The sequence below is a fragment of the Massilia sp. NP310 genome, assembly GCF_019443485.1.
Lineage (GTDB): Bacteria > Pseudomonadota > Gammaproteobacteria > Burkholderiales > Burkholderiaceae_D > Telluria > Telluria timonae.
In genome coordinates this window covers 506,734-519,023 of record NZ_CP080379.1, presented here as the reverse complement: position 1 = coordinate 519,023, position 12,290 = coordinate 506,734, and the positions used below count along the sequence as shown (strand labels likewise).

Here is a 12,290-nt window from a genome sequence, read left to right as displayed (position 1 = left end):
ATAATTCGGGCAAGCCACACCAGCTTCCGGCTGCGTCTCCTGCTCAGAACGGGCGACCCCGGTAAGCCATGCGCGCCGGCAGCGTCAGCGCCACCCGCGTGCCGCGCCATCCCTCCCGACCGCCGCCGCTGTGGATGTCGAGCCTGGCGCCGATGCGCTCGGCGCGTTCGCGCATGCCGCGCAAGCCCCAGTGGTCGGGGCGGCCCTGCTCGCGCAGCCAGGCCGGATCGATGCCGCGGCCGTCGTCCGTGACCGTCAGCACGAAGGCGGAGCGCCGGTACACGACCTCGATCCTGACCTGCGCGGCCCGGGCATGGGCGAAGGCGTTGCGCAGCGCCTCGAGACCGATCCGGCAAACCTCGTCCAGGACGGCCGGCTGCAGGCGTCGCACCGTCCCACGCACCGCGAATGCGAAGCCGCAGGCCCATTGCGCGGCCAGTTCCTCGCCGGCCGCCGCCAGCGCCTCGTGCAGCTCGCGCGTGTCGAGCGGACCGCCACGCAGCGCGCGCACGCGCTCGCGCCCCTCGACCAGCACCTGGTCGGCGCGCACCAGGGCTTGTTCCAGGCGCGCGCGGGCGGGCGCGTCCGTGGGCAGCGTGTCGGCCGCCGCCTGGAAGCGCAGCACCAGTCCGTGCACGCCCTGCAGCAGGGTGTCGTGCAGCTCGCGCGCGATGCGCTCGCGTTCGCGGTGGCGTTCCTGCAGGCGGTCGCGCACGCGCTCGGCGGCGCGGCGCGCCGTGGCCCGGTAGGCCAGCCGCAGGGCGGCCAGCGCCAGCACGGCGGCGCCGGCCAGGAACAGCGGATGACGGTAGAACGCCTGCGCCACCCTGAACGGCAACACCGCCTCGCGCGGGCTTGGCACGCCATCCTTGTTCAGGGCGATGACGCGAAAGCGATAGGCGCCCGGCGCCAGGCCGGTATAGATGGCCTGGCGCGCACGGCCGGCGTCCACCCAGTCGGTGTCGAAGCCATCCAGCCGGTAGCGAAACCCCAGGCGCTCCGGCGCGGCCAGGCTCGGCGCCGTGTAGTCGATGGCGATGCGCTGCGCCTGTGGCGCCAGACCGAGCGAGGCAGCGGGGTCCACCCGGGCGCCGTCCACGCTGACCGCCTCGATCCCGACCATCGGCCCGGGCTCGGCGGGCGGCAGGCGCGCGGGGTCGAGCGACACCACCCCGCCGCTCGTGGAAAACCACAGCCGGCCATCGGCGCCGCGCACGGCGGTCGGCAACGGCAGCACCTGGTGCGGATCGTTCGCCAGGCCGCCCAGCGCGTCGAAGGAACGATAACGGATCCGGTGGCCGGGCCTGGCCATCGCGCGCCGCAGCTCGGCGGCGCCGATCTGGAAAATGCCCGCCCTGGCATGCAGCCACAGGTCGACATCGGCAGCCCCGGTGGCCGCCGCGACCGGGACGATGGCATAGATGTTGTCGAACGCGCCGTCGTCCGGCAGCGGCAGGCGGCGCAGGCGGCCCGCTTCGACATACGCCAGGCCATGCTGGCCGCCGACCCAGGTGCGGCCCGCGTGGTGCGCCAGCGCGGTGACATGGCCAAGGTCGTCGGACGCGCTCCAGCGCAGCGTCTGCCCGCCGCGGCGCGCTTCGAGCAGGCCGTCGCGGTAGCCGAACCACAACCAGCCGTCGGGCGCGGCCAGCGCGCTGACCGGCATGCGCTGGCTGCCGCGCCCTGGCGCCACGGGCGCGCGCACCCATCCTTGCGCCTCGCGCCGGAACAGGCCCACCTTGTTGATCGAGACCCACAGCACGCCCTGCGCATCGCGCGCCATCGCGCGCACCGGCGCCTGGCCGGCGGCGCCGGGGGCAGGTCGGCCACGAATTCCAGCCGGGCGCCGCGCGCGCGCCAGATGCCGGCCGGACCGGCCATCCAGATGCCGCCTTCGGCGTCGCTGATGGCGCTGTTGACCGGCGCCGGCATTGCCAGCGCCCGCACGCTGCCGCCCTGCAGCCGCAGCGCCGAGCCGCTGCCCGGACCGCCCCACAGGCTGCCGTCGCCGCCGGCGGCCAGCGCCACGTTCAGCGCGCCGGGCGGGAACGCCGACGGCGCCAGGATGCGCGGCCGAAAGCGGTCCAGGCCGGCATTGGTGCCGACCCACAGATTGCCGGCGCGATCCAGGTGCAGCCGCCACACGAAGTCCGAGCTCAGGCCGTGCCTGGCCGTGAAGCGGCTGGCGCCGGCCAGCGCCGCCAGGCCGTCCGGGCGCGCCACGTGCAGCAGGCCGCGGCCGGCCGTGCCGAGCCACAGGCCGCCGGCGCCGTCGAACACGAGGCTGGTTGCGGGCGCATCGAGCGGCGCCGTGCCGGACGACAGCCCATTCTCGTGCAGCACCACGCGGTGCATCCGGCCGCCCCGGCGCTCGGCCAGCCACAGCGCGCCATCGGGCGCCTGCGCGATCTGGCTCACGCCATCGAGCCGCAGGCCGGTGTCGGTGAAGCGCCCGGCGCCCTCGCGCAGGTAATGGAGCTTGCGTTCGCCGGCAACCCACAGCACGCCGTCGCGGTCGACGAACACGGCGCGGGCGCCGGCCTCGTCGACACCCTGGTCGCGGCCGATGCGCCGCCAGGCGCCGTTCACCCGCCGCGCCAGGCCGTCCTCGGCGGCGGCCCAGATGGCCCGGCCCCGGTCCAGCGCCAGCCCGTACACCACCCCGGCCGGGGCGCCGGGGCCGCGCTCGCGCGCGAGGGCGGCCCCGGGACGGGCCAGCGCCACGCCGCCGCTGCGCAGGCCCACCCACAGGGCGTCGCCCTGGGCCAGCAAGGACGACACGATGGCGGGCGCCCCGCGCGCGCCGGGTGGCTGGCGCCGGAAGCGCAGGCCGTCGAAACGCACCAGCGAGTCGTTGGTGCCGAGCCAGAGATAGCCGTCGGCGCCGTGGACGATCGCGCCGACCTGGCTCGGCCCGCCGTCGGCCGACAGCCAGCGCCGGTGCTCCAGGCGTTCGGGCGCATGCTCCTGCGCCGCCGCCGGCATGGCCATGCCGACGGCCACCAGCAAGGCGAGCGCGCATGCCGCCAGCGCGGGCGATCCAGGCCGGCCCGGCCACCGGCGAAAGCCTCGATGTTGCAGGATTTCCATTGCCCGATCATAGCATCGGGACTGACTGCGGCCGCATCCGTCGTTGCGCTATCCGCCCCCGCCGGACCGACATGCGCCCGCTCCCACCACATGAACCGGCCCGCAGGACGGAACCACCGCGTCCGGCGCGGCTCGAACGGAAGATGCCGGCGCCCGTGCCCGGCGAGCACATCCCACATCCACCCATCCGCATGGACACGAGGTCCACACCGTGAGCGCCGCCCCGATCGCCAGCCGGCAGGCCGGACTGCGCAGCTGGCTGCCGCCGCTGGTCGCGGCCGTGCTCCTGTGCGCGGCAGTCTGGGTCCTGCACGGCGAACTCCAGCAGATCCGTTATCGCGACCTGCAGGCGGCGCTGGCCCGCCTTGGCGCCGGGCACCTGCTGCTCGCCCTGCTGTGCTGCGCGGCCAACTACCTGGTCCTGAGCTGCTACGACCAGCTGGCCTTCGTCTACATCGGCAAGCGCATCGCACGCGCGCGCATCGCCCTGACCGCTGTCATCGGCTACGCGATCAGCAACAGCGTCGGCTTCGCACTGCTGTCGGGGACGGCCGTGCGCCACCGCTTCTATTCGCGTTGGGGCGTAGGCGGCGCCGACCTGTCCCGGATCGTGGCGCTGAATGGCATCACCTATTGGCTTGGCCTGCTGGCTTTGGGCGGCTGGAGCCTCGTCAATCACCCGCATGCCTGGCTCCAGGGCGAACTGGCGCAACGCGGCGCGCAGTGGCTCGGCCTGGCCTGCCTGGCGCTGGTGGGCAGCTACCTGTTCCTGCCGCTGGCGCGCAAGACGCCGCTACGGGTGCGCGGCTTCGATATGCGAATCCCGCCGCTGCCGCTCACGCTGGCCCAGCTGCTGGTGTCGATGACCGACTGGATGCTGGCGGCCGGCATCCTGTATGTCCTACTGCCGGATGCGCCGCCCTACCCCGTCGTGCTTGGCGCCTTCCTGGCAGCGCAACTGGTGGCGCTGGCCAGCCACGTGCCCGGCGGGCTCGGCGTCTTCGACGGCATCGTGGCGCTGCTGCTGGCGCCGTACCTGCGCGCCGACCAGATCGTGGCGGCGCTGCTGCTGTACCGCCTGGTCTATTATCTGCTGCCGCTGAGCCTGGCGCTGGTCCTGCTGGTCGGCGACGAGACGCGGCGCCGGCGCGGGCGCCTGCAGCAGCTCGGCCAGTCGCTGGGCCAGCACTCGGTGCGGCTCGCGCCCAGGATCCTGGCGCTGTTCACCTTCATGGGCGGCCTGCTGCTGCTGGTCTCGGGCGCCACGCCGGCCGCGCACGAACGGCTGCACTGGCTGTCGCGCCTGTTTCCGGTCGGCCTGTTCGAAGCGTCGCATTTCATCGGCAGCGTCGTGGGCGTGGCCCTGCTGCTGCTGGCGCAGGCGATCGCGCGCCGCATCCGGCTGGCCTGGCAGCTCGCCGTCGGCGCGCTGGCCGCCGGCATCGCGGCCTCGCTGCTCAAGGGCGGCGACTGGGAAGAAGCGACGCTGCTGGCCTTGCTATTGCTGGTGTTCGCGCCGAGCCGCCGCCTGTTCGACAGGCGCGCGGCGCTGTTCGACACCCGTTTCTCGCCCGGCTGGATCGTCGCGATCGCGGCCGCCTTCGGCGCCTCGCTGTGGATCGGCATGTTCGCCTATCGCCACGTCGACTATTCGCACGAGCTGTGGTGGCAGGTGGCGCTGCACGGCGACGCGCCGCGCTTCCTGCGCGCCAGCCTGGGCGTCGCCGTGGCGCTGTTTGCCGTCGGGGTCGCGCGCCTGCTCCGGCCACCGCCGCACCTGGCCGAACCGCCATCGAGCGCGGCGCTGGCCGACGCCGAGCGCATCGTGCGCGCCCAGGGCGCGACCTTGCCCTACCTGGCCTGGCTGCGCGACAAGGAACTGCTGTTCAACCCCGAGCGTACGGCCTTCATCATGTACGGCGTGCGCGGCCGCACCTGGGTGGCGCTGGGCGATCCGGTCGGCCCGCCGTCCGCCGCCGCGTCCTTGACACGCGACTTCGTCGAGCGCGCGGATGATGCCGGCGCCACCCCGGTGTTCTACCAGGTGCATCCGGAGCAGCTGCACTGCTACGCCGACCTGGGGCTGGCGTTCGCCAAGTTCGGCGAGGAAGCGCGCATCCGCCTCGAGGGGTTGTCGCTGGCGGGAGGCCGCTTCAAGGAATTGCGGGCGGCCATGCAGCGCCTGAAGCGCGAGCACGTGGATTTCCGGATCGTGGCGCCGGAATCCGTGCCGGCGATCCTGCCCCAACTACGCTCAGTGTCGGATGACTGGCTGGCCGGCAAGGCGGGCGGCGAAAAGGGATTCTCGTTGGGTTTCTTTGCCGATGATTACCTGAAGCGGCAACCGGTCGCGGTGCTCGAACGCGAAGGCCGCATCGTGGCCTTCGCCAACCTGTTGTGCGGGCCCACCGGCGAGGAACTGTCGATCGACCTGATGCGCTTCATGCACGCGGCGCCGCGCGGCCTGATGGATGGCTTGCTCACCCATGTCTTCCTGTGGGGCCAGGAGCACGGCTACCGCTGGTTCAATCTCGGCATGGCGCCGCTGTCCGGCGTGCGCCCGTCGCGGGCCACGCCCATGTGGAACCGGCTGGCCGGCTTCGTGTACCGGCATGGGGAGTCGTTCTACAAATTCCAGGGGCTGCGCGCGTACAAGGAGAAATTCCATCCGGTGTGGGAGCCGCGGTATATCGCCTATGCGAGCGGGAAGTTTCTTCCGGCGCTGCTGGCCGATGTGGCGGCGCTGTCGGCACGGGGGTATGCGCGGATTTTTCTGTAGATTGCTGGGCCAGCACACCGGTGGCTTTGGGCAGATATTCGCCCGACGGACCCAACAATGAAAAAAGCCACCTTGCGGTGGCTTCTCTCTTTGAAACTTGGCGGAGACGGTGGGATTCGAACCCACGATACGGGTATAAGCCGTATGCTTCCTTAGCAGGGAAGTGCCTTCGGCCACTCGGCCACGTCTCCCATCAGAACCGGCGTTTGCACGTCAGCGCTGAGTGCAGGCATCTTAAGGGCTGGACCTCATTGCGTCAAGGACGCACGCCCAAAAATTTTGAAATTTGTTAACCTTGCTCCAGGCCAAATGCCTTGTGCAGCGCGCGCACTGCGAGCTCCATATACTTCTCGTCGATCAGCACCGAAATCTTGATTTCGGAGGTCGAGATCATCTGGATGTTGATGCCCTCTTCCGACAAGGTGCGGAACATCTGCGACGCCACGCCGACGTGGCTGCGCATGCCCACGCCCACCGCCGACACCTTCGACACCTTGGCGTCGCCCAGCACCTTGGTGGCGCCCAGCGCCTGCTGCTGGCTCTCCAGAACGCCCATCGCGCGCACGTAGTCATTGCGCGGCACGGTGAAGGTGAAATCGGTCTTGCCGTCCACCGACTGGTTCTGGATGATCATGTCGACTTCGATGTTCGCGTCGGCGATCGGGCCCAGGATGTGGTAGGCCACGCCCGGCTTGTCCGGCACGCCCAGGACGGTGATCTTTGCTTCGTCGCGATTGAACGCGATGCCGGAGATGACGGCTTGTTCCATATTGCTTTCTTCCTCAAACGAAATCAGGGTGCCGGACTGGGCTTCTTCTTCCAGCGGCATCAGGGGATCGGTCAGCGACGACAGCACGCGCGTCGGCACCTGGTAGTTACCGGCGAACTCGACCGAGCGAGTCTGCAGCACCTTCGAGCCCAGCGAGGCCAGTTCGAGCATTTCCTCGAACGTGATCTTCGACAGGCGGCGCGCCTCGTCCACCACGCGTGGATCGGTCGTGTAGACGCCGTCGACGTCAGTGTAGATCAGGCATTCCTCGGCCTTCAGCGCGGCCGCAATCGCCACTGCCGAGGTATCCGAGCCGCCGCGACCCAGGGTCGAGATATTGCCTTCTTCATCCACGCCCTGGAAGCCGGTGATGATGACGATCTTGCCGGCCGCGACGTCGCGCAGCACGCGGCTGTCGTCGATCGACTGGATGCGCGCCTTGGTGAACGAGGAGTCGGTGCGGATGCCCGCCTGCCAGCCGGTGTACGACACCGCATCCTTGCCGATGGCCAGCAGTGCCATGGCCAGGAGGCCAACCGACACCTGCTCGCCGGTCGAGGCGATCATGTCCAGTTCGCGCGGGTCGGGTTGCGGCATGATTTCCTTGGCCAGACCAATCAGGCGGTTGGTCTCGCCCGACATCGCGGACGGCACAACGACGATTTGGTGACCTGCGTCATGCCACTTGGCCACCCGGGCCGCGACATTCTTGATACGGTCCGTCGAGCCCATCGACGTCCCGCCATATTTGTGGACAATTAAAGCCATATCAGGAAGGGTTCCAGCTTGTGTAAAGAGAAAAGAAGACTATTAATGTAGCATGCTGCAACGCGGCATCACAAGGCTTGGAGATCGAAAAAGCTATATGGAAAGAAAATAACCTAATGCGTTTTCGGAATACACTTGCTTATACAATCTAGCTTCAGTTCACTTCCCAGCGCAGCGCGATCAGCTCCTGCCCGACCGCCGACCAGTGCCGGCAATCCATGCCGATGCCCGCGGCGAACAGCAGGTCGAGGTCGCGGCTGACCGTCGGCAGCCGCTCGCGTTCCCACGCCGGCACGCCCAGCGCCTGGTAATGCGCCTTCAGGCTGCGCGACGGCCGGTTGGCCGCGGGTTTCAGGCGCTCGCCGCCCTTGCGGAAATCGATGGTCAGGGTTTGCGCGCGCAGCCAGGCCGCATCGAAGCCCTGCTGCGCCGTCTCGAAGTGCAGCACGCCGCCGTAGTCCGGGAAGGCGATCGACGCCTCACCCTGCCAGCGGAACGCTTGCCCTTCCCTGTCGAGCACGCCGATATCGTCGGGATCGCGCATGCCGGCCAAGTCCGGCAAGTGCGGCGTGAGATACAGCTTGCCGCGGTGGCGGCGGATATGGCAGCCCGGATGCGTGACCTTCAATTGCGCATCCTCGCGCGCCGAGAACAGCTGCGCCACCATCTCGTTCAGCCAGGCGGTCGACGGCATCGCCAGGCCGCGCACCATGAACAGGTGGCGCATGAAGTTGTCGATGCGGTCGGCGCTCAAGCTGCCAAGACAGGCCAGGTCGATGGCGTCGCCATCCTGGCAGGCCGCCAGGTCCTGGGCCGCCAGCTCGTCGAGCAGGCGCTGGGCCGAGGCCACGTGGGCCGCGCCGCGCGCCAGTCGCGCCTGGAAGCCGGGGAAGTTCGCCGCCAGCGCCGGCATCACCTGGTGGCGCAGCGCGTTGCGCGTATAGCGCGGGTCCTGGTTCGACTCGTCCTCGACCCACTGCAATCCATGCTCGGCCGCATACGCTTCCAGGGCGGCGCGCGGCTGCGACAGCAAGGGCCGCGCCATCGGCAGGCCGGCGACACCCAGCAATCCTGGCGCGAGATTGTCGGCATCCATGCCCGACAGGCCGGCCGGCCCCGAACCGCGCAGCAATTGCAGCAGCACGGTCTCGGCCTGGTCGTCGAGATGGTGGGCGGTCAGGAGCAGATTGGCGCCATGCGCGCGGCACATCTCGCCCAGCGCGGCGTAGCGCAGCTTGCGCGCCGCGGCCTCGACGCCGGAACCGTCATGCCCGATCGTCACCCGGCGCTGGTCGAAACCGATGCCGAGCGCCGCCGCACTGCGCTCGCAATGCGCGCGCCAGTCGTCGGCATGCGGGCTCAGTCCGTGATGAACGTGGAAGGCATGCAGCCGCACGCCATGCTGCGCGCACCAGTCGTGCGCCAGCCGCAGCAAGACCATCGAATCGAGGCCGCCGCTACACGCAACTGCGATGGATTGGGGGGAGTATTTGGCGCGCAAGCCGGACATGGCTTGCGCGAACGATGCCGGGACCAGCCCGGCCGGGTTGGCCCCGCTGTTGGAACGGCTCAGAGGATTACTCCTCGCGCGGCAGCGTTTCCTTGAACTTGCCATAGCTCATCAGCTTCGCGTGACGGGCTTCCAGCAAGTCCTTGGTTTTCATGCCCTGGAACTGGCGCAGCGAATCGGCCAGCGCGCGCTTGAGCATTTGCGCCATCTGCGCCGGATCGCGGTGGGCGCCGCCGAGCGGTTCGGTGACGATCTTGTCGACCAGGCCCATCGCCTTCAGGCGGTGCGCGGTCAGGCCCAGGGCTTCGGCGGCGTCGGCCGCGCGTTCCGAGGTCTTCCACAGGATCGAGGCGCAGCCTTCCGGCGAGATCACCGAGTAGGTGGAGTATTGCAGCATCAGCACCGCATCGCCGACGGCGATCGCCAGCGCGCCGCCCGAACCGCCTTCGCCGATGATGGTGGCGATCAACGGCACCTTCAGTTCGGCCATGACGTACAGGTTGTGACCGATCGCTTCGGACTGGCCGCGCTCCTCGGCGTCGATGCCGGGGAATGCGCCGGGCGTGTCGACAAACGTGAAGATCGGCAGGCCGAATTTTTCCGCCAGCTTCATCAGGCGCATCGCCTTGCGGTAGCCTTCGGGCTTCGGCATGCCGAAGTTGCGCATCGCGCGCTCTTTGGTGTCGCGGCCCTTCTGGTGGCCGATCACCATGCATGGCTGGCCGTTGAAGCGGGCCAGGCCGCCGATGATCGACTGGTCGTCGGCGAAGGTGCGGTCGCCATGCAGCTCATGGAAATCGGTGAAGATCGCGTTCACGTAGTCCATCGTGTAAGGACGCTGCGGGTGGCGCGCGATCTGCGACACTTGCCACGGAGTCAGCTTGGCATAGATGTCCTTGGTGAGCTGCTGGCTCTTCTTGTCCAGGCGATCGATCTCTTCGGAGATGTCGACAGCGGAATCGTCTTGTACGAAACGCAGCTCTTCAATCTTGGAATCGAGCTCGGCAATCGGCTGCTCAAAATTGAGGAAAGTTGTTTTAGTCATTGTACCTCCGGGGTAATGTCTTGGCCGCGCTCCGTTATGCGCGGCGGATCAGGGCGCTATTCTACCGTAAGCCGACAGCATATCGAACGCCTGAATTGCTCAGTTGGCGGGCGATACGGTGGATGCAACCGGGTCCAGGCTGCGCCACAAATACCATGTAGCAACCGTGCGCCAGGGTTCCCAGTTGGCGGAGACCTCGCGCGCATCGCTGCGCGAGACCGGCTCGCCCGAGAAATAGTTTTGGCTGATGCCCTGGATCAGGCCGGGGTCGTCCAGTGGCAGGACGTTCGGCCGCAGCAGATTAAATATCAAAAACATCTCGGCTGTCCAGCGCGTGATGCCGCGGATCTGGACCAGCTCGGCGATGACGGCTTCGTCATCCATTTCCGACCACAGGTCGGCATGTACCCGCTTGGCCTTGAAATGGTCGGCCAGGTCGAGGATGTATTCGGTCTTGCGCTTGGACAGGCCGCAGCCCGACAGCTGCGCCGCCCCCAGCTTGAGCACCTGGCTCGGCGCCAGTTTCGGGCAGACGGCAAGCAATTTGCCCCAGGCCAGGTCGGCCGCTTTCGGCGTCACCTGCTGGCCGACGATCGACCGCGCCAGCGTGATGAACGGGTCGGGCTGGCCGCGCAGGTGCAGGTCGCCGAACTGGGGGATCAGCTTGTTCATGATGCGGTCGCGCTGCATCAGTTCGCGCTTGGCCTCGGCCCAATAGATCGGCACCGCCAGCGCATCCTGCGCCGGCAGCGCAGGCGACTCCACGCTGGCGCCTGCGGCGGCGCCGCCGGCCTTGTCCTTGTTGGCTGCCATTATGCGCGGCGCCAGGTCGTTCCGTCGGCCTTGTCTTCCAGGACGATGCCGGCTGCCGTGAGTTCCTTGCGGATCGCGTCGGCCTGGGCGAAGTCGCGTGCGGCCTTGGCGGCCGCGCGGCGCGCGATCGCATCGAGGATCGCCGCTTCATCGAGCCCGCCACTGCCCGGCGTGCCCGCCTGCAGGAAGGCTTGCGGCGCGCGCTCGAGCAGGCCCAGCACGGCGGCCAGCGCCTTCAACTGGCGTGCAGTCTCGACCGACTTGCCGCGATTGACTTCGCTCGCCAGGTCGAACAGTTCGGCCACCGCCAGCGGGGTGTTGAAATCGTCGTCCATCGCGTCGCGGAAGCGCTTCGCGTGCGCTTCGTCCCAGTCGACGGCCAGTTCGCCATCGCCCAGGTCGACGTCGGCGAGCGCGGTGTACAGGCGCGTCAGCGCGCCCCTGGCGTCGTCGATGTGCACGTCCGAGTAATTCAGCGGGCTGCGATAGTGGGCGCGCAGGATGAAGAAGCGCACCACTTCGGCGTCGTACTTCGCGAGGACTTCACGGATGGTGAAGAAGTTGCCCAGCGACTTGGACATCTTTTCGTTATCCACGCGCACGAAGCCGTTGTGGATCCAGTAGTTGACCATCGGGCCGCCGAAGGCGCCTTCGGATTGCGCGATCTCGTTCTCGTGGTGCGGGAACTGCAGGTCGGCGCCGCCGCCGTGGATGTCGAAGTGCTCGCCGAGCGTGGCGCACGACATGGCCGAGCACTCGATGTGCCAGCCCGGACGGCCGCGGCCCCACTGCGAATCCCATTTGGCCTCGAGCGGTTCGGATTCCTTGGCGGCCTTCCACAGCACGAAGTCGAGCGGATCGCGCTTGGCCGTCTTGACGTCGACGCGCTCGCCGGCGCGCAGGTCGTCCAGCGACTTGCCGGACAGCTTGCCGTAGCCGTCGAAACCGCGCACGGCGTAGTTGACGTCGCCATCCTCGGTTTGATAGGCCAGCCCTTTTTGCTCGAGCTTCTCGATGATCGACAGCATGTGCGGCACGTATTCGGTGGCGCGCGGCACCACGGTCGGGGGCAGGATGCCGAGCGCGTCCGTGTCTTCGTCCATGTATTTCTCGAAGCGCTTGGTCAGCGCGCCGATGGTCTCGCCATTCTCGACCGCGCGCCGGATGATCTTGTCGTCGATATCGGTGATGTTGCGCACGTAGTTGACTTCGTAGCCGGATGCCATCAGCCAGCGGTACACGACATCGAAAGCCATCATCATTCGCGCGTGGCCGACATGGCAGTAATCGTAGACGGTCATGCCGCATACATACATGCCGACCTTGCCTGCGACCTTGGGAACGAATACCTGCTTGTCACGCGCGAGCGTGTTGTAAATCTTGAGTTGGCTCATTGAGTTCCGTTTCGGAAGAGGAGCGCCGGGCGCAGCGCAAGCCGCAATAGCCACCCGGCGCAGCAGTGGGCGCGCATCGGGCGGGTGCGGCGTCGGGTTCGCCTGGCTCCTCGGTGTTGTTC

General features: G+C 68.4%; 7 protein-coding genes, 1 tRNA gene and 1 pseudogene. 1 reads left to right on the top strand and 8 read right to left on the bottom strand.

The genetic code is table 11. The annotated features are described in order from the left end of the window. Nucleotides 1–43 precede the first annotated feature (43 nt). Complete coding sequence (locus KY496_RS02425; protein WP_005669910.1) at nt 44–1,783, bottom strand: triple tyrosine motif-containing protein; 1,740 nt, start codon at nt 1,781–1,783, stop codon at nt 44–46. A gap of 341 nt (nt 1,784–2,124) precedes the next feature. Next, nucleotides 2,125–2,355 (bottom strand): annotated as a pseudogene (locus KY496_RS27410) (hypothetical protein); the annotation flags it as partial. 946 nt (nt 2,356–3,301) lie between these two features. Between KY496_RS27410 and mprF the strand changes: the two are divergent. Further along, nucleotides 3,302–5,869 carry a bifunctional lysylphosphatidylglycerol flippase/synthetase MprF gene (gene mprF / locus KY496_RS02415; protein WP_219863703.1) on the top strand — a complete coding sequence of 856 codons (2,568 nt, stop codon included), beginning with the start codon at nt 3,302–3,304 and terminating at the stop codon, nt 5,867–5,869. Between the two features lie 98 nt (nt 5,870–5,967). Here mprF and KY496_RS02410 read toward each other — a convergent pair. From KY496_RS02410 to cysS, 6 genes are all read right to left on the bottom strand, one after another. After that, nucleotides 5,968–6,060: transfer RNA gene (locus tag KY496_RS02410), tRNA-Ser, on the bottom strand. 98 nt (nt 6,061–6,158) lie between these two features. Then, nucleotides 6,159–7,406, bottom strand: a complete 1,248-nt coding sequence (locus tag KY496_RS02405) for an aspartate kinase (protein ID WP_040777701.1) — start codon at nt 7,404–7,406, stop codon at nt 6,159–6,161. Nucleotides 7,407–7,560: 154 nt separating this feature from the next. Further along, nucleotides 7,561–8,916: a tRNA lysidine(34) synthetase TilS gene (gene tilS, locus KY496_RS02400; RefSeq protein ID WP_219863701.1), complete on the bottom strand. Its 1,356-nt coding sequence runs from the start codon at nt 8,914–8,916 to the stop codon at nt 7,561–7,563. A gap of 67 nt (nt 8,917–8,983) precedes the next feature. Then, complete coding sequence (locus KY496_RS02395) at nt 8,984–9,961, bottom strand: acetyl-CoA carboxylase carboxyltransferase subunit alpha (protein WP_005669899.1); 978 nt, start codon at nt 9,959–9,961, stop codon at nt 8,984–8,986. Nucleotides 9,962–10,060: 99 nt separating this feature from the next. Next, complete coding sequence (locus KY496_RS02390) at nt 10,061–10,774, bottom strand: DNA-3-methyladenine glycosylase (RefSeq protein ID WP_005669898.1); 714 nt, start codon at nt 10,772–10,774, stop codon at nt 10,061–10,063. Continuing rightward, nucleotides 10,774–12,168: a cysteine--tRNA ligase gene (cysS, locus tag KY496_RS02385; protein WP_005669896.1), complete on the bottom strand. Its 1,395-nt coding sequence runs from the start codon at nt 12,166–12,168 to the stop codon at nt 10,774–10,776. Before cysS ends, KY496_RS02390 begins: the two co-directional genes overlap by 1 nt. Between the last annotated feature and the right edge of the window lie 122 nt (nt 12,169–12,290).

Coding starts and splice junctions, on each gene's coding strand:
- KY496_RS02425 (WP_005669910.1), bottom strand. CDS start 1,783: ATGGCGCGCGATGCGCAGGGCGTGCTGTGGGTCTCGATCAACAAGGTG.
- KY496_RS02405 (WP_040777701.1), bottom strand. CDS start 7,406: ATGGCTTTAATTGTCCACAAATATGGCGGGACGTCGATGGGCTCGACG.
- tilS (WP_219863701.1), bottom strand. CDS start 8,916: ATGTCCGGCTTGCGCGCCAAATACTCCCCCCAATCCATCGCAGTTGCG.
- KY496_RS02395 (WP_005669899.1), bottom strand. CDS start 9,961: ATGACTAAAACAACTTTCCTCAATTTTGAGCAGCCGATTGCCGAGCTC.
- KY496_RS02390 (WP_005669898.1), bottom strand. CDS start 10,774: ATGGCAGCCAACAAGGACAAGGCCGGCGGCGCCGCCGCAGGCGCCAGC.
- cysS (WP_005669896.1), bottom strand. CDS start 12,168: ATGAGCCAACTCAAGATTTACAACACGCTCGCGCGTGACAAGCAGGTA.